The sequence below is a fragment of the Rummeliibacillus pycnus genome, assembly GCF_044359855.1.
In the GTDB taxonomy this organism is placed as follows: Bacteria; Bacillota; Bacilli; order Bacillales_A; family Planococcaceae; genus Rummeliibacillus; species Rummeliibacillus pycnus_A.
Genome location: NZ_CP132291.1, coordinates 38,795 through 64,549, shown reverse-complemented (window position 1 = coordinate 64,549; position 25,755 = coordinate 38,795). Strand labels below are relative to the sequence as shown.

At 33.6% G+C, this 25,755-nt stretch carries 25 protein-coding genes and 1 riboswitch; of the genes, 8 read left to right on the top strand and 17 right to left on the bottom strand.

All coding sequences use genetic code 11. From position 1 onward, the window contains the following. Positions 1–52 precede the first annotated feature (52 nt). Positions 53–811, bottom strand: coding sequence for a GNAT family N-acetyltransferase (locus tag Q8X41_RS00310; protein ID WP_397538281.1), 759 nt, complete (start codon positions 809–811; stop codon positions 53–55). 370 nt (positions 812–1,181) lie between these two features. On the opposite strand from Q8X41_RS00310, the gene Q8X41_RS00305 reads away from it, so the two are divergent. Next, positions 1,182–1,826: a hypothetical protein gene (locus Q8X41_RS00305; protein WP_397538280.1), complete on the top strand. Its 645-nt coding sequence runs from the start codon at positions 1,182–1,184 to the stop codon at positions 1,824–1,826. 228 nt (positions 1,827–2,054) lie between these two features. On the opposite strand, the gene purU is transcribed toward Q8X41_RS00305, so the two are convergent. Beyond that, positions 2,055–2,957, bottom strand: a complete 903-nt coding sequence (gene purU, locus Q8X41_RS00300) for a formyltetrahydrofolate deformylase (RefSeq protein WP_397538279.1) — start codon at positions 2,955–2,957, stop codon at positions 2,055–2,057. Positions 2,958–3,102: 145 nt separating this feature from the next. Between purU and Q8X41_RS00295 the strand changes: the two genes are divergently transcribed. The 3 genes from Q8X41_RS00295 to Q8X41_RS00285 all read left to right on the top strand — a co-directional run bounded on the left by Q8X41_RS00295 (position 3,103) and on the right by Q8X41_RS00285 (position 5,557). Further along, positions 3,103–3,636 carry a ribonuclease H-like YkuK family protein gene (locus tag Q8X41_RS00295; protein ID WP_397538278.1) on the top strand — a complete coding sequence of 178 codons (534 nt, stop codon included), beginning with the start codon at positions 3,103–3,105 and terminating at the stop codon, positions 3,634–3,636. Between the two features lie 393 nt (positions 3,637–4,029). Further along, positions 4,030–4,677 carry a hypothetical protein gene (locus Q8X41_RS00290; protein ID WP_397538277.1) on the top strand — a complete coding sequence of 216 codons (648 nt, stop codon included), beginning with the start codon at positions 4,030–4,032 and terminating at the stop codon, positions 4,675–4,677. Between the two features lie 274 nt (positions 4,678–4,951). Further along, positions 4,952–5,557, top strand: coding sequence for a hypothetical protein (locus tag Q8X41_RS00285; protein ID WP_397538276.1), 606 nt, complete (start codon positions 4,952–4,954; stop codon positions 5,555–5,557). Between the two features lie 254 nt (positions 5,558–5,811). Here the strand turns inward: Q8X41_RS00285 and Q8X41_RS00280 are convergent, their stop codons facing one another. From Q8X41_RS00280 to Q8X41_RS00240, 9 genes are all read right to left on the bottom strand, one after another. Then, positions 5,812–6,258: a hypothetical protein gene (locus tag Q8X41_RS00280; protein WP_397538275.1), complete on the bottom strand. Its 447-nt coding sequence runs from the start codon at positions 6,256–6,258 to the stop codon at positions 5,812–5,814. 270 nt (positions 6,259–6,528) lie between these two features. Then, positions 6,529–7,305 (bottom strand): sulfite exporter TauE/SafE family protein, encoded by a 777-nt coding sequence (locus Q8X41_RS00275; RefSeq protein ID WP_397538274.1) that lies wholly within the window; start codon positions 7,303–7,305, stop codon positions 6,529–6,531. 46 nt (positions 7,306–7,351) lie between these two features. Continuing rightward, positions 7,352–7,579: a sulfurtransferase TusA family protein gene (locus tag Q8X41_RS00270; RefSeq protein WP_397538273.1), complete on the bottom strand. Its 228-nt coding sequence runs from the start codon at positions 7,577–7,579 to the stop codon at positions 7,352–7,354. 65 nt (positions 7,580–7,644) lie between these two features. Continuing rightward, positions 7,645–8,769 (bottom strand): MBL fold metallo-hydrolase, encoded by a 1,125-nt coding sequence (locus Q8X41_RS00265; RefSeq protein ID WP_397538272.1) that lies wholly within the window; start codon positions 8,767–8,769, stop codon positions 7,645–7,647. 94 nt (positions 8,770–8,863) lie between these two features. Then, positions 8,864–9,259: a DsrE/DsrF/DrsH-like family protein gene (locus tag Q8X41_RS00260; protein ID WP_397538271.1), complete on the bottom strand. Its 396-nt coding sequence runs from the start codon at positions 9,257–9,259 to the stop codon at positions 8,864–8,866. 386 nt (positions 9,260–9,645) lie between these two features. After that, entirely contained in the window at positions 9,646–10,197 is a 552-nt protein-coding gene (locus Q8X41_RS00255; RefSeq protein WP_397538270.1) for a sulfurtransferase TusA family protein, read from the bottom strand. 50 nt (positions 10,198–10,247) lie between these two features. Next, a complete protein-coding gene (locus Q8X41_RS00250) occupies positions 10,248–10,544 on the bottom strand; it encodes a rhodanese-like domain-containing protein (RefSeq protein WP_397538269.1) in 297 nt (98 codons plus the stop codon). A gap of 522 nt (positions 10,545–11,066) precedes the next feature. Then, the gene (locus Q8X41_RS00245; protein WP_397538268.1) at positions 11,067–11,939 is read right to left on the bottom strand and encodes a hypothetical protein; all 873 of its coding nucleotides are present in this window, start codon (positions 11,937–11,939) and stop codon (positions 11,067–11,069) included. Between the two features lie 171 nt (positions 11,940–12,110). Next, a complete protein-coding gene (locus Q8X41_RS00240; protein ID WP_397538267.1) occupies positions 12,111–12,434 on the bottom strand; it encodes a hypothetical protein in 324 nt (107 codons plus the stop codon). Between the two features lie 289 nt (positions 12,435–12,723). Here Q8X41_RS00240 and Q8X41_RS00235 point away from each other — a divergent pair, with 289 nt between their 5' ends. After that, the gene (locus tag Q8X41_RS00235; protein WP_397538266.1) at positions 12,724–13,437 is read left to right on the top strand and encodes a class I SAM-dependent methyltransferase; all 714 of its coding nucleotides are present in this window, start codon (positions 12,724–12,726) and stop codon (positions 13,435–13,437) included. Positions 13,438–13,543: 106 nt separating this feature from the next. On the opposite strand, the gene Q8X41_RS00230 is transcribed toward Q8X41_RS00235, so the two are convergent. Further along, positions 13,544–14,749, bottom strand: coding sequence for an EAL-associated domain-containing protein (locus Q8X41_RS00230; RefSeq protein WP_397538265.1), 1,206 nt, complete (start codon positions 14,747–14,749; stop codon positions 13,544–13,546). A 409-nt stretch (positions 14,750–15,158) separates the two neighbouring features. On the opposite strand from Q8X41_RS00230, the gene Q8X41_RS00225 reads away from it, so the two are divergent. Continuing rightward, positions 15,159–15,974, top strand: coding sequence for a lipid II flippase Amj family protein (locus Q8X41_RS00225; RefSeq protein WP_397538264.1), 816 nt, complete (start codon positions 15,159–15,161; stop codon positions 15,972–15,974). 831 nt (positions 15,975–16,805) lie between these two features. On the opposite strand, the gene cobT is transcribed toward Q8X41_RS00225, so the two are convergent. Further along, positions 16,806–17,855: a nicotinate-nucleotide--dimethylbenzimidazole phosphoribosyltransferase gene (gene cobT / locus Q8X41_RS00220; RefSeq protein WP_397538263.1), complete on the bottom strand. Its 1,050-nt coding sequence runs from the start codon at positions 17,853–17,855 to the stop codon at positions 16,806–16,808. 77 nt (positions 17,856–17,932) lie between these two features. Beyond that, positions 17,933–18,115, bottom strand: a riboswitch (cobalamin riboswitch). A gap of 263 nt (positions 18,116–18,378) precedes the next feature. Here cobT and Q8X41_RS00215 point away from each other — a divergent pair. Further along, positions 18,379–19,314 carry a C40 family peptidase gene (locus Q8X41_RS00215; protein WP_397538262.1) on the top strand — a complete coding sequence of 312 codons (936 nt, stop codon included), beginning with the start codon at positions 18,379–18,381 and terminating at the stop codon, positions 19,312–19,314. A gap of 107 nt (positions 19,315–19,421) precedes the next feature. On the opposite strand, the gene murF is transcribed toward Q8X41_RS00215, so the two are convergent. From murF to Q8X41_RS00195, 4 genes are all read right to left on the bottom strand, one after another. Beyond that, positions 19,422–20,807 carry a UDP-N-acetylmuramoyl-tripeptide--D-alanyl-D-alanine ligase gene (gene murF, locus Q8X41_RS00210; RefSeq protein ID WP_397538261.1) on the bottom strand — a complete coding sequence of 462 codons (1,386 nt, stop codon included), beginning with the start codon at positions 20,805–20,807 and terminating at the stop codon, positions 19,422–19,424. A 26-nt stretch (positions 20,808–20,833) separates the two neighbouring features. Beyond that, positions 20,834–22,150, bottom strand: a complete 1,317-nt coding sequence (locus tag Q8X41_RS00205) for a YheC/YheD family protein (RefSeq protein WP_397538260.1) — start codon at positions 22,148–22,150, stop codon at positions 20,834–20,836. A gap of 63 nt (positions 22,151–22,213) precedes the next feature. After that, on the bottom strand, positions 22,214–22,654 hold the full coding sequence (locus Q8X41_RS00200; RefSeq protein WP_397538259.1) for a hypothetical protein: 441 nt from the start codon (positions 22,652–22,654) through the stop codon (positions 22,214–22,216). Between the two features lie 166 nt (positions 22,655–22,820). Beyond that, positions 22,821–24,053 carry a Mur ligase family protein gene (locus Q8X41_RS00195; RefSeq protein ID WP_397538258.1) on the bottom strand — a complete coding sequence of 411 codons (1,233 nt, stop codon included), beginning with the start codon at positions 24,051–24,053 and terminating at the stop codon, positions 22,821–22,823. Positions 24,054–24,363: 310 nt separating this feature from the next. Here Q8X41_RS00195 and Q8X41_RS00190 point away from each other — a divergent pair, with 310 nt between their 5' ends. After that, on the top strand, positions 24,364–25,566 hold the full coding sequence (locus tag Q8X41_RS00190) for an ATP-grasp domain-containing protein (protein ID WP_397538257.1): 1,203 nt from the start codon (positions 24,364–24,366) through the stop codon (positions 25,564–25,566). Positions 25,567–25,755 lie beyond the last annotated feature (189 nt).

Below are 25,755 nucleotides of genomic sequence, written 5' to 3'. Positions count from 1 at the left end.
TCAATATGTTTTAGTTTTTAGCAGTTGATTGAGAATCACCTGTCTACTATGATTAGTCTAACTCGATTAATCGTTTCATTGCAGAGTGAACCGTAAGTCTATGGTATGAAATTAATTTATTCTTGTAAATGACTCCATAAATACCATAAGGGGTGGGTGAAAGTTTCAATAATTCTTCTCTGTTTTTCATGTCAATAATTTCTACATTTATACCCAGTTTATTTGCTGCCTTAATAACATTATCGGTTGATATATCTACAAATGGGCACTGCTGTGTGCGGAGGATTGTTAAATCTTGAAAAGGTGTAAGTCTCTCATCCCAATCATTTGGAAAATATGGATCAGGTGAATCTGTAAATTTATTAACAAGTAATTCAAAACCATAAGGTGCGTGATCTACTTTTATAAAGTTGTTTTTGATAAAAACATCCTTACTCGGTGTCCAAGAAGTGTCTGGATTTGTAATCACAATAACTCCATCTTTATTTTGTTCTTTAGCATCTTGAATACAGTTACTAATCAATTTTGAGGCATAGCCTTTTCCCGTAATTTGTACCCATAAGCAATGAATAACTAAATAGTTTTCACCATAGACAACTCTTGAAGAATATTCAATAGGTGTATATTCGATAAACCCTGCTTGTTTGCTATTCTCCATAATTTTTATATACTTTAACCCTTCATTGAACTTTCCCATAAGCCATTCATTTTTATTTAAGTAACCTGTTGAATTTGGTTTGCTACGAAGGCAAAAACATCCCTTATCATTTAAATTCTCTTCGTCTAGCTCTACCATTTCAATTGTTTCCAAAAAATACACCTCCTCCACATTTTAATCAACTCTATTATCGCTACCAAACAGTTATGAATTTTTGAAGTTCAAGTTTTGTAATATTGTAATTTGAAATTGATCTGCTATTTTGAACATAAATTTATAAATGCTATATCCAAGAATAACACCTACTACATTACAGATTACGTCATCAATATCATCGGCTCGTCCAAATCCACCTGCTATCATTTCCTATTAATGATTACATTACCATAATTTATAAACACAATTAAAGCACCAAATATAAATTACTAAACTGTTTTTCTATTAAAAAGTTGAAATATTTAAATATTTCTCTCTATATTTTAAAACCTTTTTCATTTATAATTTTTATAAGGAGGTGGTAAAAATGGGTAAATTTACAAAATTCATTGTAACACTTGTTATTTCAGTTTCATTGTTAGGAACGACAACTATCGAATCGGCTACTGCAAATTCACTCACTGAAAAGCAAAAACAACAATATTATAAGCAGTATGTAAAAATCGTGGATGAGGCAATGGAAAAGAAAGTAGGTATTCATATTGAAGTAGTACCTATGGATAAGTTTAAACCAGAAGATTGGGTTGAACCGAAAGCATTTGCAACAATGATCCAAAATATGGTCGATGAACATATAACAACTGAACGTGAAACATTAAATGCTTTATCGTCAACTTATGATCTTATAGCTAAAAACGTCAACGGAAAAACGATAAAAACAACACACATTTATGTTAGTGGTCATATACCTGAGATTGAAGTTACAGCTAACATTGAAACTCAATACAACGAACGCTCTGACCGTCAGTTGTTTGCAAAAATAGACAATATTTCAACACATGTAGTAGGCTCTTCTGGTAAGTGGGAGCAAACATCTTACGAGGCATCTCTAATAGATGGTGGTCGTACATATAGCATTCACATTGAAGGTATCTTTAAGAAATACGGTCAATCGTTTGAGAAAGCGTTCACTATAGAGTTTAGTTGTAATAAATTCGGCAAAATATCTTAATATGATTGACGGACTATTTATTTGAATCGGGACAAGCGTTTTCAAGACACGCAGATCTTTACTACTGATTAAATCATTCATAAGGAAAGAGTGCAGACCAAGTCAAAAAGACTTTGTCTACACTCTTAAATAATCACACATCCGATTTAATGGGTGCCGATTTGAAGCAAAGTTGTACTGTTTTAGAAAATATTCCTTGTCCTATTCACATCTCAACCCGCTTTGCAATCAATGGAAGACAATCGTCTTATTCCCTTCCACAATAATGCGGTTTTCTAAATGCCATCTAACAGCTTTTACAAGAACTCGACGTTCGATTTGACGACCGATTTTTTTCAACTTCTCGGCATCATCGCGATGATCTACACGTTCTACGTCTTGTTCGATAATTGGACCTTCGTCCAAATCATTGGTCACATAATGTGAAGTTGCACCTATCAGTTTCACGCCACGAGCAAATGCACGTTCATAAGGACCTGCTCCGATAAATGCAGGTAAGAATGAGTGGTGAATATTGATAATGCGATTTTCAAAATGGCTTACAAAATCAGGTGTTAAAATTTGCATATAACGAGCCAAAATCAGCACATCTACTTTATATTCTTCTATTAAACGAATTTGCTCTTCTTCCACTTGTTTGCGTATATCCTTATTTGCTGGAATATAATAAAAAGGAATACCTAATGCCTCAACTATCGGGCGTGCTGTCTCGTGATTACTAATGACCAACGCGATATCTGTTTCTAAATCCCCATTTTGCCATTCCCATAATAGTTCCAACAAACAGTGTGTCTCTTTTGATACAAAGATAGCTGAACGCTCGCGAACATTTCGATAATAAAAACGGTATTGCATCTGATAATCTTCTGCGATAATTTCAAAATCCTTTTCCATTTCAACAGCCTTTTGTTGAAGATTATCACAGTGATATTCGAAACGAATGAAAAATGTTCCATTCTCAGGATCCGTAGAAAACTGATTTGACTCAATAATATTGGCATCGTGATTATGTAAAAACGAAGACAACACCGATACAATCCCAGGTTTATCTGGACATTTCACTAACAAACGCGCACGATTTTCGAATTCCTTATTTTCTTGATTTGACATTTCATTATAATCAATATTCATTATATTATTTACATCTCCTACATAACATATATTATAAATTATCAAACAATCCAGAGTAATACTCAAGTCATTTCTTCTGCAACAATTAAAATACACTTGGATATAATGTAATATACAACCCTTTTAAGGAAAGAAGCGGTGAAACATGGGAAATTCATTTCGTTACGATCCTTTTCAAAATCTTCAAGAAAAAAATATGTCTTTCGAAGACGTTTTTGATCATATTGTCCATTATATGAGTTTAAATCCGAGGGGGAATTATCGATTAATCGTTGGAACGGACTCACAAGTTCATAAAGATTGCACCGTATTTATCACTGGCATTGTGATTTTGCAAGAAGGCCATGGTGTATGGGCATGTATTAGAAAAGTGATTGTCCCAAGGAAAATGCTACATCTACATGAACGCATTTCACTAGAGCTCTCCTTCACGGAAGAAATCGTATCGATGTTTTCAGAGGAAAAGAAAAAGCAACTGATCGACATCATTCTTCCATTTATTTATGAAGGTTCAACTTTTACAATGGAAGGCCATATCGATATCGGTGCTGGCAAACGCAACAAAACGCGTGAATTTGTACAAGAAATGGTCGCTAGAATGGAATCCATTGGAGTGGAGCCGAAGATTAAGCCAGATGCTTTTGTCGCTTCCCATTATGCGAATCGATATACGAGGTAAAAAAGACTGGAACAATCTCCAAGGATACTAAAATGAACAACAGGAAAAGTTAAAAGACCGCAAATCAAACGGTTAAAATGATAGTGAGCAAGGAAATTGGCGATACCCCATCCATCTGAGCATCTATCTCAAGGATGGGGTATTTTTTTTTTGAGTTATGTAGTAATGAAGTTCTTACATATATAGCATTCCAAAACTCACATCTCTCCAATAGATTAGAAATGGAAACATTCGCTACTTTTAAATTTTTTAAAAATGGACATTATAAGTATAAGATTTTTCCAGGAATAAGGTGAATATATTTAACAAAAATGATTTTATAAATACTCGCTATTTAAAAAAACTTGTCTCAGCATTCGATTAAACCCAATTATACTAAGGAGCAGACTAAAAATGAAAAAAAGAAAAATACTATTAACTTTCTCACTTACTTGTGCTTTATCATTAGGAATTATGAGTAACACAGCTGCACCTACTTTTGCTGCAACGCTAAACCATAACAAAATAGCTACCGAACAACAACCAAAACTGAATCCGAAAACCCAACAAAAAGTAGATGAAATTTTAAACAAATTAGATTCAGATTTATCGAAAATAGGTGTTTCAGTCCCAAAGCATCACGCTAAATGTGAAATGTTCGAGAACCTAGACGACAAAACCAAAGTTAAAGTCAAAGAAATTATGAAAAAAGTAAAGGATGGCTCCTTATCGAAAGAAGAAGCCCATAAACAGTTAAAAGCATTAGGCGTATCAATTCCAAAGCATCATAAAGTTGATATGTTTGGAAAGTTAGATGACAACACCAAAGCAAAAGTCAAAGAAATTATGCATAAGGTGAAAGCTGGTTCCTTAACAAAAGAGGAAGCTGATAAACAACTTAAAGCACTTGGAGTTTCATTTCCAAAGCATCACGGAAAATTCAAGCACTTAGATAAAGAAACAAAAACAAAGGCAAAAACTTTAATTGAAGATGCCAAATCTCAAGTAAACAAATTGGGTGCTGATTTTCCTTCAAGAAAATATGGCTATTTAATGAGATAGATAAAAATATTACACCAAAACTCTAATCCACTTCATCACCGGGACTAGAGTTTTTTCATGTTTTAAATTTATCGAAATAATTATTTTTTATTAAAACCTTTCGCTGTAATGACTTCATAAATAAATCTAATTGCAATCTGTTTTAAAGATAAAAACAAATTATTAATCCTAAACCAAGAATTAGCTGAAGAGTTTTTAATTAGAGGACTTTGGAAATATTTGTCGAATAATTCATCTATAATAAAGAAAGCTAAGATAGTGAGGGGGCATATTGTTGCAAGAAAATAAAGAAGTAACTCGTAAACCGTTTATTATTTTTACTTGTATAGTAAGTGTTAGTGTTGCTATTTTTTCTGTAGTTTCAGATAACTTATTTTTTATAAATGAAGATATTTCTATTTTTAAATTTGTCATTTCTTATTTAGCGATAATGATTAATTCTTTACCTATATGGTTTATGATAGCTATGTTCATTGGCTATCGATTTGCCAATAATCTAAAAGAAGCCGTTTTATTTGGTATGGTGTATACACTCATTGCTATTAGTTTCTATTTAGTTATTGGACATTTTTATGAAAATACTCCAGATAACATATCCATACCAGTTATACAACAATTAATGAATTATGTAGGTTGGTTCGGTGCTTCAGCTTTAGGGGGATTATTTGGTGGAGCTGTTGGATTTTTAGTGAAAAAATCATACTATACATTATTGATTTTACTTGTAGGACTGATTCTACAATTGTTGGTAAACGGAAAAGACAGTTGGAACGACATAATTGGCATTGCACAAAATTGTACGTTTTGCCTAATCATCGTTGGAATAATATTTTATTTATTTTATAAGAAACCAGAAAAATTAAAGGCGATAAAATTATAGCTATAGTAAAAAGGCTAATTTTTAGATTTCGCTCTATGTTACACGCCTTTTTCTGCCGCAATGGATCATTCTTAGCACAATTTCTCGTTGTAATTTCTTCATAAGATTTATCTATATTAAAAATGATGTATAAAATGGCTCGGTAAAATTTCAGTGTAGATTTAATTAGAAAATAAAATAGACTTGTGTGAAAACCAAGTCTATTTTATTTGTTTTATAATTCAACTATAAGCATACGCCTGTTAAATAATAAATTATTGATTCTTATTACTTGGGCGAGCATTAAAAAAACTTAGGATAATTGACAACCCTGCGATAATTCCGAACACATCTGACGAAGAAACATTTATTAGCCAAAAAGAAATGGATGAACTCGCTATATATTCTGGCAAAGATTTCAATGATGAAAGTGTAGCCAAAATTGGGAAGGCAAACGAAAGTAATATACTCGGAATAGCTACACACCAAAATAAAGATGGATTTATATTAAATGACCATTTTTTCACAAAAACAAGAGATATATATAAACCAAATATAATCGAGATAAATAATTTAGACCAAATAACAGGAATTAAACTATAAGTTTCTCTCGCAGTTTGTTGAATCTGATTTTCATAATTAAAACTTATATTTACTAATAAAACTAATCCGACAACCCATAGAATTTTCCAAAAATAAGATAACCAATTAGAATTTTTCATGAACAATCCCCCCTTTTTTACTAATTTACGTTTATAAAGTGATTTTGTTTCAAAATATATCCAAATTAATCAATTTCATAAATCCATTTCGGTTTTTATATACGAACATTTCCTGCGGGGCTTTTAGTTCATGCTGTTCCCTAGAAGTCGCCGTCTTTCGCTCCTTCATTATGAAATTGATTCAAATAATTTAAAATTCTATTTTTCTCCACAAAAATAGAATAAGCAAAATGCTTATTCTACCTTTATTCTTTCATCATTTTTCTTTACCTACATTAGTATATCAATCCAAATTTTAATAGCAGTTGCTAAAATCAATATGGAAAGTAAAACTTGAAGGGCTTTTGTATTCATTTTCTTAGCAGCTTTAGCGCCTAGTGGAGCAGCAATTATACTTGCAATTGCTAATACAATGACAGGTAACCATTCAACTTGCCCCGTTGTGATTTTGCCAATAGATCCGCCAATGGAAGAAATAAATGTAATGGCTAAACTCGATGCCACTGTCACACGTGTTGGAATTTTTAAAATAACAAGCATAATTGGTACGAGTAAGAAACCACCGCCTGCACCGACAATACCTGAACCAATTCCAACGATGAACGCTAAAATTGCTGCTAATGGTTTATTAAAAGTAATATTCTCATCGTTTTCGGGAACTTGTTTTCTTGGTATCAACATTAAGATTGCCGCTAAAATCGCGAATACGCCATAAACGATGTTGACTTGGCCTTCGCTAAAACCACTTGAGGCAAAACTTCCTATTAAACTACCAACTAAAACGGCAATACCCATCGTTGCGATTAATGAGATGTTTAAGTAATTTCCTTTTCGAAAGGCAATCACACCTGAAATTGATGTTACTAATATTTCTACTGCAGTAATGCCTGACACCTCATGTGAAGTAAAGGAAGCGACACCAAACGCTGCAGGAATATATAATAGCATCGGATATTTTATAATGGCTCCACCAATTCCAAGCATCCCTGAAATAAACGAACCAACTAATCCTATGCAAAATAATACAATGATTAGTGATAAACCCATAGTTTCCCTTCTTTCAATGAAAAGGACGAGCTAAAGCTCGCCTTTATTAACCTTTTTGAATATAAAAAGCAATGACATCTGCTTCTTCTGTTTGTTTCAAGATTTGATGACCACCAGATTTAACCCATGCAGGAATGTCATTTAACGAACCTTTATCTGTAACAAACACTTCTAAAATGTCCCCTGTATTTAATTGATCCATTGCTTTTTTTGTTCTGACGATTGGCATTGGACAAGCCAATCCTTTTGCATCTAAGGTTTTTGTTATATTCATATTATATCTTCCTTTTCTTTTTCAGTATATCTCTATAGTATTTTTTACGAATCCTTTACTTGAATTTAACGAACAGCACAGCGATTAGGTCCAATTTCCATTTCTGTTTGTTCGTCATTATCAGGTGTAATTTTCCCCATATTCACTTGACGAATTTGTTGGTACGCATTTGGTTGAGGTGGCAAATGATCTGTTACAGTATGACGAAACTCTTCTTCGTCCTTAATATTCAAACCATGGTTTTCTGCAAATAAATCACCTAAACGTTTTGCTACTGTTCCATCTTCATTTAATTCATCGATGATCATAAAATGAGCTGGTAATACGATTAAATCTTCTGCTAGTTCACGGTAACGTTTGTATAATGTGGTACGTAAATCCCCTACCCAATCTTCAGCAAGTCCTGCAAGATCCGGACGACCGATTGAGTCGATAAATAAGATATCTCCAGTTAAAAGATATTGGTTATCTACTACGAAGGAAGTTGAGCCAATTGTATGCCCCGGTGAGTATAACGCACCAACATCAATTTTAGCTGCACCAATTTGAACAGTTAATCCATCTTCAAGAGGTGTGTAATTATAAACAACTTCAGTCGCATCTTTTGGTGGTAAGTAGTATGTTGCGCCTACTTGTGAAGCAATATGTCTTCCTCCTGAAATATGATCGGCATGTAAATGCGTATCAAAGACATGTTTAATTTCTACGCCTTTCTCTTTGGCAAAGTTTGTGAATACATCTGTAAAACGTACTGCATCTATAAGTGCTGCTTCACCTTCGGAAATCACCATATAAGAAAGACAACCTTTTCCAAGTCGAACGAATTGATAGAGCTCGCCACCATTTAAATCTGCTACCTTAATTGGTTCAAGGTGCATACTCCAAGACTTCATACCACCTTCAAGATAAGCAACATCCATACCTTCGTCAGAAAGCATCTCTGCAACCATCAAAGAAGAGCCTTCTTTTGCACAAGCGACTAAAATTTCTTTGTCTTTTGGAAGTTGAGGTACTATTTCTTCTACACCATCTAATAATTCAAAATATGGTATGTTAAGATATTCGAATTGGTGTCCTTCAATTTTCCAATCTTCAAAAGCATCATGATTACGAACATCTAAAATAAATAACTCTTTATTTTCAATTACTTTTCGTGCAACTTGTGCTGCAGTCCATTTTGTTACTGTCATTTATAATTACCCCCATAGGTATTTAAAAGTTGATTTTTTTGGTGAAGAAGCATAGACCTCTTCACCAAATTATTTTTTATCCAAAATCGTTCAATTAGAATGATAATGATGGTGCTGCGTCTTTCGCGAATTCTAAGAATGTTACAGCGCCACCAACTTCGATGCCATCAATGAAATCTTCTTTTGTAAGTCCCATTACATCCATTGTCATTTGACAGCCGATGAATTTTACACCAAGATCTTGTGCCATGTCAACAAGTTCTGGAATAGATGGTACATTTGCTTTTGCAAATCCTTCTGCCATCATTTCTTTGCCAGCTGGCATCGGCAAGTTTTTCATTCCTTCTTTATGGATTAAGTTTAAGCCTTCAAATGTAAAGAAAATGGCTACCTCTTTTTCTGTTGCTGCAGCTGCAGTGGCGATATTGAAAACTTTATATGCGTCGAAAAGACCACCATTTGACGCGATAATTGCTACTTTGTTTGACATAATAAAATCCTCCTAAAATATGTTTTTTATTTATTTAAAGAATCAATTTCATATATTTAATTTAGGTTTTATACATACGAACGTTATAACGCAAGTGCTTTTCAATATCTGGATTTGTATGTTCCGCTACAGACGGCGCTTTCCACGGGCTTGGCTTCAATCTCCTCGGGCCAACACGATGTTGGTCACAAAGCCGTTGCCACAGGACGTGGCGCTCTTAGGCTTTGGTCCTTAAAATCGTTCCTGCGGGGCTTTCAGCTCAAGCTTTTCCCGTAGGAGTCGCCGTCTTCCGCTTCACAATTATCAAAATTTACAATCATTAAATGTTCGTTTATTTTATACCAATTTTACATAATGAAATTAACTCAATAAATTTAATCAATATATTAAAGCTCTTTTTTGATGTCGCCTTTCCAAGAGGTCATTCCTGGTAAAACGTTATATACATTTGTAAAACCTGCTTTAACCAATTTTGAAGCGGCTAATCCACTGCGTTTGCCCGTTCTACAAATAACATAAATTTCTTTAGATTGATCAAGCTCATCCATACGTGCATCTAAGTCACCCATTGGAATGGATACAGCACCTTCAATGTGGCCAAATGCATATTCTGCTTCTTCACGAACGTCTAAAATAAGACCATCACGTTTTGAAATTTCATCTAGCTCAATTGTTGGTTCAAATGTTTTCTCATCAACTGTTTCGTTAGAGCATTTACGAATGTAGTGATGTAACACACCGTCTTGTTCATTCGTTCCAATATATTGATGTCCCACTGAGTCAGCCCAAGCTGCTAAATCTGCTTTTGACCCTTTATCGGTTGCTTGAACCTCTATAATTTGACCATCAACTAAATCAGCCATTGCTTTTTTTGTTTTAACGATAGGCATCGGGCAAGAAAAACCCTTTGCATCTAATTGTTTATCAGTTCTTAACATCTAAAATCCTCCCAAAATACCATCAGGGGTATTAAATTTGATAAAAAAATCTATTCGACAGCGCCTTCCCATTCAAGCATTCCGCCTACCATGTTTTTTACCTCATAACCTTGGCTTTCTAAAAATGCAGTTGCTTGGCCACTACGTGCACTTGAACGGCATACCATAATATAAGGTTTGTCACGGTCGAGCTCATGCATTCGGAATTCTATTAATCCAAGTGGAATATTCACAATACCAGGTATATGACCCGCTTGCACTTCTTGTACTTCACGAACATCAATTAAATTCAATTGTTCTCCCGCTTCTAAACGTCGTTGAACCTCTTTTGTTGAAATTTCTTTCATCCTCATTACCTCCTAAAAAACATATGCCTAGTTGAAGAATTTCAACAATTTCTTATCCTTGGCAATTTAAATTAGTAGTTCCCTTTTATTTTCTTCTTTCTCTAGTTACCCATACCTATATAGGTATTTAATTACTTAAAAAAATATAAGATAACGACTTTTAAAGATCTTAATTGCAAAACGAACAGCCGTTAATTGTGTAATGCCTTCTCATCCATCATCCCGAGAATATTTGAAGTTGCCTACATTAAAGGCGATCAATCATCGCTTTTACATGTTCTTCTGCTTTCCCCTCCAAAACAATGAATTCAATTACAAGGAATACTATATACCCCTGCAGGTATTATTGTCAACAAGAAATGGTTATTTTTTATTCAGATATTTTATATGGTGTCTTTTCTTATGTTGAGTGTATTAATTATTTTGGCGTTAAACATGGAAATATATACATAGAACCGACTACTGCAAAACAAAAAAGACCTTACAAGTGACATTTCTCCATGCAAGGTCTTCTATATTAAACTAGTCGTGATTTAATGTATATTCATCATAACTTAATCTTTCTGGAACATTTAAGTTATCGTTTATTGTTTCGATGAGTTTTAATTGTTTAGTTGATAATGAATCTATCTTTTTTACTGCATCTTCTGGATTTACTACTTCTTGTTTTCCTAATCTGAAATTGTTCAAAAATAACATATGGATTTCCTGCATATCTTGGAAATTCTTCATAATTGATAACATCACTTTATAGTTTTCCTGAGAAAAAGAATCCCCATATGTATCTTTAAATAGTTTTTCTTCTTCTTTCCAATATGAAACTTGATCTTTTGCGATGTCATAATCAAGATTTGCTTTTTCTACAGCATCTTTTGTAGAAACATTGTCCATTGTTGCGTAATTTATGAAATCATCCATACTGTTTTCAACATTATTTTCTCTATCAAAATTATATAAACTATTATAAATATTTTCACGATATATTGCCTTATAAATTGTGGCTGGTTTCGTTAAATCAGCTAAAAACTTCTTCTTTTCTGTAAAATTTAAATGATCAATTCGCTTTACAATTTTATCGCTTAAAGACTTTATTGTCTTATCATCATTAACTTCTAGTTTATCAACATTCAAAGCTTCAGCAGATATATTCAGTGTCTTTTTAACTAAACCATAGTCTTCAGGTGAAAAATCACCTTTTTCAACATAACTTTTTTTCTTAAAAATAGCATTAATATCATCAATTGCCTTTTGAGTTTGTTCATTGATTTTTTCTTTTTCTTCCTTACTCATACTTTGTTGAGAGGCTTTTGTTTCATTAGGAGCATCTGAATGAGCAGAACATCCTGTTGCTAATAAACTTGCTGCTAGTATTGGTATTACAATCTTGTTTTTCAATATATACTCACTCTTTCTATTATTATTAATAATTGAATCATTGACTAAGTTTTAATATGAAGGAAAATAGAATAGCAATAGAAAAGACTATGGGTTTTTCCCCGTAGTCTTTTGCTATAAATAGATTATTCAATCTTATGTACTAAATTAACTTCAAGATATGTTTTACTTCTAGTTAATGTGATAACTAATAAGTTTTAAAGTATTGTGATCTGTATCTTCAAAAGTCATTTCAAAATCATATATTTTATCATGCCATGAGAATTGTCCCGAAGTGTCGTAAGTACCATCTCCATTATCGATGATATGGTAGTCATCTTTACTCCATGACCAATCAACGTTATCGATTTTTTCATTTTGCTCTACCGCATCTTGTACTGCTAATTCAATGTTAGTTTCAATATCATCTGATGAGGAATCAGATGATGAGTCACTTGAACATCCAGTTGCTAAAATAGTAAGTGCGCTTACTATTAAAAATGATATTTTTCTCATATAAGCACTCCATCCTATCAAATATATACAATATAATATTTTTTCAATAAAGGGAACCTTTATATTAAAATAACTCTATTTAGTAAAAAAAATTAAGATTCATCAACTTCTTTAATATTTTTATCAGAACAAAAATCCTTCTATTGTGAAAACAGTTCACTAAACATCGTTGCATAACTTTATACTCCGCTACACTGATTCTTTTTCTCTAAAAACATATTTTTTAATCTGATTATTTTACTTTTTTTGCTAAAATTAGATTAAATAACAGTAAAGGAATGGTGAGAAAATGAGTTCAGATAGAATTAAGCTTATTCGTCAAGAAGAAAAACTATATCACGACTATTGTTATGACAACTATAAACTTTTTGAACAAGGTTCATGGTTGTATAAACCTGTTAAGATAGTATTGGATTTAATTTCCTATTTTGAAGAAAAGGATACCATAAAGGTACTTGACCTTGGCTGTGGTGTTGGTAGAAATAGTATTCCGATTGCACAAAAATTAAAAGTTGACTCAAAAGTCGTCTGTGTTGATTTACTTAATACAGCAATTGAAAAGTTAAGACAATATAGTAACGCATTGAATGTGCAACAAATTATTGTTCCCTATAAAGAAGATATTGCGGATTTTGTAATACAACCAAATGAATATGACTATATTGTTGCCGTTTCAAGCCTAGAGCATGTTGAATCGCGGGATACCTTAGAAAAAGTTCTATTAAATATGAGAAATGGAACAAAAGTAAATGGTGTGAACTGTATTATTATAAATTCTGAAGTTGAGGAAGTTGATTTGGAAACGGGGGCCAAATTGGAGGCATATATGGAAGTGAATATATCTTCTGCAGAAACGATAAGTACACTCAGACAGGTCTATAATGGTTGGGAAGAATTATTAGTGTTACCAAAATCACTAGAATACCAAATTACACGAAAAGGAAAACCAGTTTTATTAAAAACAACTGCAATTACTTTCGCCGTTCAAAAGAAACTAATTTAATAAAATGCTATCCCATTCACAGGTTGCCAAATAAAAAAATCGCTAGATGTCCTAACATCAAGCGATCTATTATAATAGTTGTTCCCAAATGATTGGCTGAATCTTTTTAATTCACAATATTATGCTGTGTTAAATAGTCATAAGTAATATCGACAAACAAAAATTCTTGGCAATTTAATGCCATTGAATAGGTACGTGTAGGTTCACTAGTTTGGATATCGTTATAAATGTTAGATAAATCACCTTTTACATCATTTCGTAGCTTAATCATATTTAATAGAAAGTACGGACGCCAGCTCCAGTTTTTGCCGATTGCCTCTTCCTCTATTTGCCACTCACTATTTAGTCTGACGATATTGGGTGAAGTTTGAAAGCCTTCGTCGTTACAAATATATAAACGAAAAGCATAGTCCTCTAGTTTTTCGGCAAGTTCTATAATACTTTCGACATTTTCACTTGTCGGATTCGTATCTTTCACCATTGTTGAAATGACTTTTTGTAGCTTATTCATTTCTTTGTACTTTACTTCTAATATCTTTTTCTCGGTTGAGATAAATTGCTGACATTCGCTACGGAAACGGTCCTTTAAGACTTCACGGTCAATAAAATGATTGGACGGTTTTTCTAAATATTTACCTTTAAAATACCGCGCTCCATTTTTCCACGCGTAGTGTAATTCATAGCTCGTATTAATTTGATCAAACATTAATGTTGCACCCATTTGGACTGCAAGTGTCTGAATTGTTGTAAACATATAATTTTGAGCACCCCATGCATTGTAATCCAGCCCGCTTACTTTCATTTTCAATACAGTGGGTTCTATTAGTAAAATTTGATCCAGCTTACTGTCTGAACCAATATCAGCAATTACCATTTTTACTCCATACGTTTTAATATAGAGAATTGGATGCCGTAGCTGATTGATATCCCCACTAAATCTTTGCATTGGAATGACTAAATGAATATTTTGTAAAAGGTTCTCTTCCACAAAATCTTTTAAAACTTGAAAATAGGCATCGCCAAAGTCCATCATCAACAGATTGGGGTTACATGGTAGATACAGATTAGCTTCTTTTAAAGCATCTTTTGCGATGGTAAGTGCCTTTTTAACCATGATCAGTTCCACTTCTGCACGAATATCAGCCGGAACTGTTTCGTCATATGTAAATTCAATAATATTGAAATGTTGATCATCTTTTAATATTCGACCAATTACTTCGTATGCTACAATCACATGCTCATCTGCACTAAAGATTGGCTCAAATAATATTTCGATTTCATCTAATCGATCGAGAAGGTCAAGAACGTCCATTAACTGGTCCCCCATTCTAACTTGCTACTACTATTATATCCTACATTTTTGAAGCTGGCACTGACACAATTCTTTTAAATAATTATTTTTTTAATATAAAAACTCTCACCAATTTTATCAAGAATGAGTAAGAGTTTTTCTGATGAGTTATATGCTCTTGTTTTTAGGGACAACGAATTTTAAAATTGATTCAGTTATGATGAGAACTAAATGTATCAAGATAAATTTTAATGGGGAAATATTTTATTACTTATTGCTCTTTGAGGCATGTTTTTTGGTTAAGTGAAAAAGCAAAGCGTATGAAATCGATATAATTCAATTCGCTTTGCTTGTTTATTTTATTTTTTTCTTATCTCTAGCAAAAATATTGTTTATAATACAATTATTATGATTATCTAAGGAGTTTTTTATGGAACTGATAACAAGTAAAGTAATTATTATTTCTTTATTTTTATTGATCATAACAATGATTGAGACATTGGCTTATTCAACGAGGATTTCAGGAGCAAGAGTGAAACTAATTGCAACTGCATTATCTTTGTTTAGTACATTAGTGATTATTTCAAGGTTTTCAACGATGATTCAACAACCGTTAACGGCAAAACTCATTGCAGAGGCTCCTGATACTAACAAATTATTTTTTATAGAGGAACAATACAGGATTTTAATTGGCGTAACATCTATTGGCGTCTTATTGGGAATATTTCTTTTCCCAACTTTCATCAATATCTTTTCGCGAGCCATAGTTCAATTATCTAACGAACGAGGTTCCATAATGGGATTATTTCTTAAACATTTTAACAAAAATGGAATAACAAAGGTGTTTAAGTGTTTTAAATTACCAAGATTATCGTACTTAAAAGGGATTACATTAAAAACAATTCCTAAACGTCTCTTTGTTGTGAATGTGATTATTTCAGCAGTTTTTACGATTGGTGTTCTTTCTTCAATATATGCTTCAATGTTAGTGCCAAGTGATTATTCTCAGGCTGCGTTAATGTCATCTGGTATTATTAATGGTATCGCAACTATTTTATTAACATTGTTTATTGACCCAAAAGCTTCTGTCTTAGCTGATAGAGTAATGAAAAATCAAACTGATTATAAATACTTAAAAAGTTATTCATTGACCATGATTAGTTCAAAATTCTTGGGCACAATAGTGGCTCAACTTTTACTTATTCCAGCTGCATATTATGTTGCTTGGTTTGCCAAATGGATTTAATGATAATTATTATTCACAAACGTGAGTTTTGTTAAAAAGAACATTAAATTTCGCTATTCAGATGTTGATTTTCCGCTACAGACGGCGCTTTCCACGGGCTTTGCTTCAATTTCCTCGTCACTACATTAAGGTACTGTAAAGTGTTTAAAAGCGATTATTAATAGTATTAATTTACATCTGCATGATGTGGAATTAGCTTCGCTTTCCGCGGGCGAGCGTTGAGCCTCCTCAGGGCAACAGGATGTTGGTCACGGAGTCGTTGCCACAGGACGTGGCGTTCTTATATTCCGTTCCTTAATCGTCCTGCGGGGTCTCACCTGTCTCGCTTTCCCGCAGGAGTCTACGCTAATTCCACATCAACAAAGATAGCTATATAGGATTTTAATAATAAATTTTAATCTATTTTACTTTTTCAATGCCTTCACTTGGATCCTTCGGGGCTTTCAGCTCAAGCTTTTCCCGTAGGACTCTGAATGAACCTCTCTGAATTAGCCTCGCACGGAAGAAATGCGAATGCATTTTCGAGGACTCGCCGTCTTTCACTCCACAATGAACATTAAATTCGTATATTTCATATGAATTTTACTTTATTAAATTGATTCAATCATCAAGCTTTTTATAAAAACTGCATACTAAATTAGCAAAAAGAATCCATTTTGATCTAACTTTTATCAAAATGGATTCTTTTCATTTGTCGGAGGTTGCAGTGTCATGCCATCAATTTGATTAAACTTTTTCACAAAGGTACAACCATGAATGGAAATAGATAGTTTTTTTAATAGTAATCAATTGAAATGGTATGAATTACCCCTATGGGTATGGCACCGGTTATTAAATCTCCATTCCCACTTCTTCAAAAGTCGGCATGTTTTTCATCATGCTACATGCTGCTTCGATAATTGGGAAAGCTAAAGAGGCTCCAGAACCCTCGCCTAGACACATGTCCATTTTCAACATTGGCTCTTTACCTAAAAGTTCACTGGCTATTATTCCTCCTGGTTCTTCAGTGGCATGTGAAGTAATCAGATAATCCTTCACTTTTGGTTCAATAGAAGCTGCGATTAAAGCTGAAACACTGGAAATCAAACCATCCACTACAACAGGTACTCGATTCGCTGCAGCTGCAAGCATAACGCCAGCCATCCCAGCGATTTCTAGTCCCCCAACTTTCGCCAGCACATCAATACCGTCAGCTGGATTTGGTTGGTTCGTCTCAATGGCATTTCGAATGACTTCTATCTTATGTTCTAATCCGCCTTGTCCAAGCCCCGCGCCTCTACCTGTAATTTCTTTCGGATCGCAATTGGCTAAAACAGATAATATCGCTGTACTTGGTGTTGTATTGCCGATGCCCATTTCACCTGTGCCTAGTAAATTGACCCCATTTTGTATTTCCGTTGTGGCAATTTCAATACCCACTTCTAAGGCTTTGATCGCTTCATCTCTTGTCATAGCAGGACCTTTTGCCATATTGTCTGTTCCTTTTTTTATTTTTCGGATAATGACACCAGCATCACTTGGGATGTCCTCTTTTACACCTATATCAACTGTCACAATTTTAGCACCAGAAACCTTTGCGATTGTCCCTACACCAGTGATTCCTTTTGCAATGTTTAAAGTTTGTGCAAAAGTCACTATTTGTGGATTACTCGTAACGCCTTCTTCATACACACCGTGATCCGCTGCAAGTACAATTACTGCTTTTTGATCAATCGCAGGGAAAAGCTCTCCTGTAATACCTGATAATTGTACAGCTATACTTTCCAATTTCCCTAGACTTTTTGGAGGCTTGATCAGGTTGTCCACTCTATATTGAGCTTTTTCCATCATATTTTGGTCTAACTCTTTAATCTTTTCAATGGTTTGTTGTAATAAGTTCATTTTCATCTCTCCCGAATAAAATTAAAAGCCTGCAGTTTATTTGCATCACAAATAAACCGCAGACTTTTCCATCATCTGTTCTATTCAAGTAATGAGGCAGGTCTCCTGGCTCGGGGTCAACATTTCATCAGACCTTCCCAGAAACAATATCCAGTGGCATTTCTGATCAAACTCCCCCATACAGTGGCGGGTCCGCTGAAGATTTTCACTTCATTCCCTATTCTCCTTGTTAAAAAGGCACCTTTTACTTTTATTGAATTTTCTATTAATTATGATACTAGGGAATTGATTGGAATGCAATCTATTATTTTAATTAACTATAATCTCTAGTGACTATCAAGTATAAATGCAAAAAGTATTATTTGAAACATTTGTAATCAAACTGTAAATTCTACCAACAAAGCCTTTCATATCAAGCTTTTAACCTTTTTTGAAAGATGCGCGGAAAATTTTACCTAAAAAGCCTTCTATTTTTATTGCTAACATTAAGTTTGTAGTGATCTTACAGGAGGTATTTAAAAACATGAAAAAACATTTTTTAACAACTACGATTGCACTTACAATCGGCTTAAGTACATTTGGAATTTTACCAGCAACAAGTTCATCAATGGATGTAAAGGCTGCAACCACAAATGTACAAAATAACGATCAAGCTGTCGCAGCGAAAGCAGACCAACTAATCCAAACAGGAAAAAGTTTAATGAGTCAGGCAACGTATAGTAATACAGTGTACAAGCCAACTTATCCTTATAAATTCTCTTGCGCTTCATTTTTAATGTACATTTTCGAGAAAAATGGTGTGGATCTAGCTACATATAACGAAGATTATATGATTCAACAAGGTACATATGTTCCAAGAAATCAATTACAAAAAGGCGATTTACTATTCTTTAAGAGTAAAACAACAGGCACAGATCCTGACCATGTAGGTATGTATATTGGTGACAACAAAATGATACATATGGCAGACTCTAAGCAAAACATCGTTATTTCTGATTTGAACAGCAAACCATATTATACAGATAATTATGTATCTGCGCGTAGGGTTTTACCAACATTACTTCCATCTAATCCTGCAACAAAAGGGGATATGATTGTTCAAAATGCTTTTGATTTAAAAAATAAAGTTACAATGAGCACAACTAATGATGAAAAGAATTTACGTTTCACTGGTCCTGGTTTTGTAAACTATGTTTATAAAAAAAATGGAGTAAATCTTGGTACAACAAACTTAAAAGATCAAATGAATCTTGGAACTACTGTTTCTCGTGCCAATCTTAAAAAAGGGGATTTAGTTTTCTTTAATAGTACAATAGGTTCTAAGACACCTTCTCAGGTGGCAATCTATGCAGGTGATTATCGTCTAATTATTCCGAGTTCTAGCGGGGTTATTACTAGAGTAATGTTTGTAGATTATTATAATCAACACTATATTACAGCAAAGCGAATTTCTAAGTAACAAGTATTAACTTTTAATCTCTACTTGAGCATTATTCTAATATTGGAGGTACTTCATAGAAAAAGAAGCATTCATTATTCTATAGGATGCTTCTTTTTCATATTCTATTATTTATCTTTTAAGCTCTCTGCAAATTCAATCATAGACCTACTAGACATAGGTCCCTTGATAAGTAAAATCGTATCACGATCGAGCTTCGGTTTTAGCACATCTAAAACTCCAGTTACATCTTTAAAAATATGAACCTCTGCGTTTGTTCCATCCTTCTTTGCTTGAATAGCTATTTCTTCTGCTTTTGTTCCAATTGTAATAAGCATACTAACATTTCTTTTTGCAATCATCGTACCAATTTCACGATGGTACTTTTTTTCGAAGTTACCTAATCGATTAATATCACCCAGTACAAGAATTACCTTTTTTTCTTTCCCTATGGTATCTAATACTTTCAAAGCTGCTTCAACAGATGTTGGGTTATTTGTCCAAGTATCGTCTATAATGGTGCTTTCACCTATACCTGTTGAAAACTCTAGGTGTCTTATCATCTGTTTAAATGTTCTTAAACGAGAGATGGCTTTATTGATTGGTATACCCATTTCATTTACAGCTGCAATAGCAGCTAATGCATTGTATACTTGATGTTCACCGTATCCAGGAATAAACGCAGAATATATTTGATTCGAAACATGAAGAAGAAATTTCATACCGTTTTTTATAAACTCTATATTGGAGGCTTTGAAATCCGCCTGTCCTTGTACACCAAATCTAAGAATTTTACCTTTAAAATTATGCAATGGAATTTTTTTCGTATTTTCATCATCTGCATTGATGATTAATGTACCATTATCGGATAATCCTTCTACGATTTCTGATTTTGCCTTTATATAACCTTCTAGGTTTCCACATCCATCTAAATGGTGTACACCGATTGTTGTTATGATACCGATTGTTGGTTTATAAATCATACATTGGTGTTTGATATTTCCAGTATTTCCTAAGCCAAGTTCGAACACAGCAGCTTTTGATGTTTCGTTGATTCCAGTCAAGTAGGGCAATGATTGGCGCGGTTCATTTTTACTACTAATAGATGCCTGAATCTGCCAATCTTTACTAAGAATATGTTTTATCATTTCTTTCGTAGTTGTTTTCCCGCAAGTTCCGGTTATCGCAGCGACTGGTATTTGAAAAAGGCCTCGATAATATTCAACGAAACTCCAGTATGCTTGCAAAGTATTCTTCACTCTTATAACAGTTGTATTTCCAAGTGCATTCTTTAGTTCTGAGATAGGTTTATCAGAAATAATAAGAGAAGGTCCCCTATTGTTAATTATTTGCCAATTAATTGAATCATTTTTATTGATAAATATAAGTGTATTCGGATGTGTCAGATCATGCCGATTATAATAGATTGCATGCTGAACTTGCCAATGTTCCGAACCGGTTACTAATTCTCCTTGTAGTAAGTTTAAAATATCGCTCACATCTAATGGTTGCAAAATTACACCTCCTTTAAATTGGTATATCATTTTAGATGATTGGATACATTAACATCTTTTTGTTCGTTTCTAATCTTCAGTATTGTTTGATACATTGTTTCATCTTCCAATTCATGGAACATCTTAATATCAGGAACCATATTACCTTCAATAATCCACATGTTACCCTTTTTTGTTATACCTACATCAAAGCCTATAATATTAAGATCTCCAAAGGTTTCCTCCAAAAACGATGAAGCAAGCAAACAAGTCTTACTCAGCAGAGTATTAAAGTTATTCATATGAAATCGTCTTATCTTTGCATCAAGTACTGCTTGATCTAACGTTAGTAATTTTTGGGCAGCGTTGGTTATAAAAAAATGTTCGCCAGCGACTTTTACGATCTTACCTGTAATATGCCAAACTCCATTCACCTTTTGTGTCACAACTCGGAGATCAATCGGGTTGTTGTTGATTGTTGCTAGCGCAATCCTGCGTTGAACAATATACTCACTTTTAGATAGATAGGTCTTTTTTATATATTCAAATGCTTCATCCACGCTCATTTTTTTTAGCTTCCTTATCCCGGCGTGAATTTCATATGTTGAGTAATTTTTTCTCGTTATTTGAAGAACTCCTATTCCATTTTGACCGACGCATGGCTTCAGAATGATGGCTTTATAGTGATGTAAATAATCGCGAAACGATTCTGAAGTGAGTAAATCTGTATTAGGCAAATACTTTTGAAGCAAATTCTTTCTTTTTAATACATGATACTGGCTCCATTTACTGTTCAGAAGGTGAAGCATTGAATCATAAATCCGTATATTACCATACATATCACAAGCTATATCAAGAACAATCGTATAGCAATCTGGAAATGATTCTCCTAACTTTGTAGCAGCACGAATGGCGATCTGACGTATTTTATGAAAATAGATTTCACAAATGAAAGAGTTGAAGGTGGTACGTGTTTTTTTTGTTTTCATTGCTACATACCATTCAGGTAATGTAGAGTTTCTTTGCAATGTTATAAACTGCCGTAATAGTTTATTCGTAGTTGGTAACTTTTGAATAATGTAGTATTGTTGTGTCATTTCATTTTTCAATGCAGTAAATAGTACTTCTTTATCATCCACCGTTACTATTTTGTCACTTGTTTGAATATGATATTGATTATTTTTATGAAATATATAAATTTCTTCCGAACCGTATACAGCTTTTATAACTATTTGCTCGCAAACAGTTAACATGGCTGTTAAAGATTCTTTTGATAAAAGTTTCATTTCTACAAGATGCTTTTGTAATTTTTCATCAGCAAATAGGATTTTATATAAGTTAACCCTCCCCCTACTAGCTTTCATTTCCTATTTTCCTCCTGTTCTAAAGAAACCCTCGGTCTTTTTCAACCGAGAGTTTCATTACCGTTACAAAGCCTGACAACCTAAAGCAACAATTGAACCTTGTGGAACAGTCACTGCACCAGTTTGATTGAAGAAGCCGTTGATTACAAAGCTTTGAACAATATCATTCGCAGCTGTTGCAACTTGATCTCTAAATACTGCTTCAAAAGAAAATTCTGATGAACCAACAAATCCTGTTCCTGTTACGGTTACTACACAGTTTTGTCCTTCTCTTTTACATGTAACAGACGTGATATCATTGGCTGTAAACAAGAAGCTAAATTCCCCCGGCGTCTCTGTATCTACAAATTCTAGAGAAAGTGTAGAAGCTGCAAGTGTTGTAACACAAACATTCGCTAGGTAAGTCAAATTTCCTTTAATGTTGCCATTCACTCCAGTGAATTTGACATTCTCGCCTTCTTTAAATGCATCTACTAAAACGCCACATGGACAAATTACACCCATATTTCCCCCTCCCTTCATAATAGATTATTACAATATATTATCTAAACGCTTTCTAAGGCAGTGCGTATGTCATGTGAACTATAAATATTCCTCCCTAATGACTAGCAAATATAAAAATTCCTCCCTAATGACTAGCAAATATAAAAATTCCCTCTGAATACGTTTTCTATTCAGAGGAAATCGATGGTTTCTTTAATTTTGTTGCCAATTCATGTAATGCCTTACTATACATATCCCCTTTTATCAATATGATTGTATTGTTATCCACTATATCACGTAATAATTGAGGAACTAGGGTACTATTTTTAAATTTATAGACGGGGATGTCCATTCCTAAATTCATTACTTTTTCAGCCATGATACTAGCATGTTCCCCAATTGTAATAAGCACATCCACACCAATATCGTGTATCAATTCTCCTGCCTGTTCATGAATTTTATATCCACTTGAACCTAAATCCGTTATCGTACCAATTACTGCTACTTTTTTTTTGTCTTTTCCAAGTTCATTTAATACTTGTAATGCGGCCTTTAAGGAAGTTGTTGTAAGACTCCATGTATCATCGATAAGAATTGAGTGGTTGATGCCTTCAAATAGTTGTAGGTGTTTATTTAACTGCTGAAATGATTGTAAGTGATTAGCAGCCATTGGAATCGTTACTCCCATTCCATACACTGCTGCAATTGAAGTAAGCGCGTTATACACTTGATGCTCACCAAATCCAGGTACGAAAATCTCATAATCTTTCATATTGTGATGTAAAGTAAATTGCATGCCATTTAGATTATAGCGAATATGACTTGCTCTAAATTCACAAGACATATGTTTACCAACTTTAATAATACGTCCTCTAAAATTCGTCATATCAATTTTACTTGTGTTAACATCTTCTGAGTTTATGATCAATGTACCATTAGGTTCAATTACTTGCACCATTTCTCCCTTTGCTTCAATATACCCCTCTAGTGTTTTGCAATAATTTAAATGATGCGCACCGATATTTGTTATAATCCCTATTGTCGGTTTGAAGTATTTACCTGCTTTACTAATATCCCCAGGAGAACCAACCGGTGTTTCAATAATGGCTGCCTCGGTGTCATCTTCTATGCTAAGTAAATACTGTAAAAATGCCGTTCTGGAGTTATTACTAAGATTTGTTGCCGTTACCTTTTTTTCAAAAGAAAGAATATGTTTTATCATCTCTTTTGTTGTAGTCTTCCCAGAAGTCCCGGTAATAGCCACAATAGGGATTTTAAATTGATATCGATAGAAGTTTACGAACTTCCAGTATGCTTCTTCTGCACTCACTACTTTAATAATTATTACATCTTCTGGAATTTTATTTTGTCTATATTCACTATCTGTGACAATTATTAGCGGTGAGTATGGTTCAAGCATTTTCCAGTTTGTTATACGTTTACTAATAAAAAGAGCTGTGTTGGGTTTTTTAACTTGTTTTAATCGATAAGCGCCATACTGAATGGTCTCGTCAATTGAACCTTGCTTCCATTCACCTGAAACAATTGCTGCTAAATCTTTTACTGTGAGAGGTTTTATATCAATTCACACTCCTTTCTTCTATAGCATATGCACCTCTATAAAAGTAGATTGGGTGAAGCTATGATATTTAACCAGAGGAATACTAATTCTTATCATATATATAGGGTGTGTATAATGAATCGAAATATTAATAGGAGGAGAGTTATAGTTGAAAACGATAATATTTATCGGAACAAACAAATCTGGTTCAAGCCGTGAGGCAATAAGAGCAGCAGATAAATTAGGTTACTTGACTGTACTTTTCACATACAATGAAAAGCAAATACAACAGAGAAAAGCCTATCCAGAAATTCATAAAATGATTTTCATCGATACAACAAATTTAGAAAAAATGAGAGCGGAAATTAATCAGTTACGCTTAAGCGGATTAGAGATTAAAACGATTGTTAGTTTTACTGATCCATTTGTTCATATAGCCTCTGTTTTATGTGATGAATATTGTCAAAATTATACTTCATCAAAAGCTGTAGAAATCATGGAGGATAAAGAGGAAACAAGGAATTTCCTAAAAGACCAACCTTATACTCCAAAATTTCACTCGATTAAACCAAATGAATCATTTCATCATAACAAGGAATTTCCGTTGATTGTAAAATCTCCAAAATCAACTGGTTCTAAAGACGTTTTGTTAGCGACAAACGAAAGTCAGCTAGAAAACCATCTCAAATTTTTCCAAAACAAATATCCAGATGAAACAATCATTGTTGAGGAGTATGTTGAAGGTCCACAATATTTAGTAGAAGCGCTCGTCTATAAGAAGAAAACTCATATTATAGGCATCATGGAGCAAGAAATAACGAAAGGAAAACGTTTTATCATTACTGGCTATGGTGTACTCGCTGAAGTTCCAATCGAAATTCAAACAGGAATTGAGGAAGTACTCCTTTCAATCGTCAAAGAATTTAACATCGAAAATGGGGCACTTCATTTAGAGCTCCGTTTAACAAAGAATGGCTGGAAGCTCATTGAGATCAATCCTAGAATCTCAGGAGGCGCTATGAATAGCATGATTCTAGCTGCATTCGGATTTAGTTTGGTAGAAGAAACACTTAAATTATATTTAGGTGAACAACCCAATGTTGAGCCTAAGCATAGAAAGTTCATTTTCACAAAATATGTCATTGTGAATAGAAAAGGCCAATTAGAAAGAGTAATTGGAAAAACAAGAGCAACAAAATCAAAAGGTGTTGTGGATGTATATGTCAAACCTAAAAAAGGAACATTACTTACCCCACCATTATCCATGGGACACCGATATGCTTATGTCATTGCTGAAGGAGCAACTTTGGAAGAAGCCAAAAACCACGCTCATGCTGCTGCTAAGGAAATCCAATTCATTTTGAAGGTGTAAAAAACTACCTAAAATTGCGATACTTCAACTATAACTATAAAAGTACTTAGAGAAACACTCGTGTTGAATAGGCTAAAATAGTAAGAATATTCTTCTGTAAACTATATCACATTGTTTATTGATTGTTGCGGAGGATTGCTCGCCCGCAGGAAAGTGAGCAATCCTTGGGTATCGGTTGATCATTTATTT

Bases quoted from the DNA above. Each gene is read 5' to 3' on its own strand.
- Q8X41_RS00290 (WP_397538277.1), top strand. From the start codon at position 4,030: ATGAAAAAAAGAAAAATACTATTAACTTTCTCACTTACTTGTGCTTTA.
- Q8X41_RS00200 (WP_397538259.1), bottom strand. From the start codon at position 22,654: ATGGGTGTAATTTGTCCATGTGGCGTTTTAGTAGATGCATTTAAAGAA.
- Q8X41_RS00295 (WP_397538278.1), top strand. From the start codon at position 3,103: ATGGGAAATTCATTTCGTTACGATCCTTTTCAAAATCTTCAAGAAAAA.
- Q8X41_RS00195 (WP_397538258.1), bottom strand. From the start codon at position 24,053: ATGCTTGAACCATACTCACCGCTAATAATTGTCACAGATAGTGAATAT.
- Q8X41_RS00215 (WP_397538262.1), top strand. From the start codon at position 18,379: ATGAAAAAACATTTTTTAACAACTACGATTGCACTTACAATCGGCTTA.
- Q8X41_RS00250 (WP_397538269.1), bottom strand. From the start codon at position 10,544: ATGAAAGAAATTTCAACAAAAGAGGTTCAACGACGTTTAGAAGCGGGA.
- Q8X41_RS00255 (WP_397538270.1), bottom strand. From the start codon at position 10,197: ATGTTAAGAACTGATAAACAATTAGATGCAAAGGGTTTTTCTTGCCCG.
- Q8X41_RS00305 (WP_397538280.1), top strand. From the start codon at position 1,182: ATGGGTAAATTTACAAAATTCATTGTAACACTTGTTATTTCAGTTTCA.
- cobT (WP_397538263.1), bottom strand. From the start codon at position 17,855: ATGAACTTATTACAACAAACCATTGAAAAGATTAAAGAGTTAGACCAA.
- Q8X41_RS00205 (WP_397538260.1), bottom strand. From the start codon at position 22,150: ATGAAAGCTAGTAGGGGGAGGGTTAACTTATATAAAATCCTATTTGCT.
- Q8X41_RS00265 (WP_397538272.1), bottom strand. From the start codon at position 8,769: ATGACAGTAACAAAATGGACTGCAGCACAAGTTGCACGAAAAGTAATT.
- Q8X41_RS00260 (WP_397538271.1), bottom strand. From the start codon at position 9,259: ATGTCAAACAAAGTAGCAATTATCGCGTCAAATGGTGGTCTTTTCGAC.
- purU (WP_397538279.1), bottom strand. From the start codon at position 2,957: ATGAATATTGATTATAATGAAATGTCAAATCAAGAAAATAAGGAATTC.
- Q8X41_RS00270 (WP_397538273.1), bottom strand. From the start codon at position 7,579: ATGAATATAACAAAAACCTTAGATGCAAAAGGATTGGCTTGTCCAATG.
- Q8X41_RS00275 (WP_397538274.1), bottom strand. From the start codon at position 7,305: ATGGGTTTATCACTAATCATTGTATTATTTTGCATAGGATTAGTTGGT.
- Q8X41_RS00225 (WP_397538264.1), top strand. From the start codon at position 15,159: ATGGAACTGATAACAAGTAAAGTAATTATTATTTCTTTATTTTTATTG.
- Q8X41_RS00235 (WP_397538266.1), top strand. From the start codon at position 12,724: ATGAGTTCAGATAGAATTAAGCTTATTCGTCAAGAAGAAAAACTATAT.
- Q8X41_RS00280 (WP_397538275.1), bottom strand. From the start codon at position 6,258: ATGAAAAATTCTAATTGGTTATCTTATTTTTGGAAAATTCTATGGGTT.
- Q8X41_RS00240 (WP_397538267.1), bottom strand. From the start codon at position 12,434: ATGAGAAAAATATCATTTTTAATAGTAAGCGCACTTACTATTTTAGCA.
- Q8X41_RS00230 (WP_397538265.1), bottom strand. From the start codon at position 14,749: ATGGACGTTCTTGACCTTCTCGATCGATTAGATGAAATCGAAATATTA.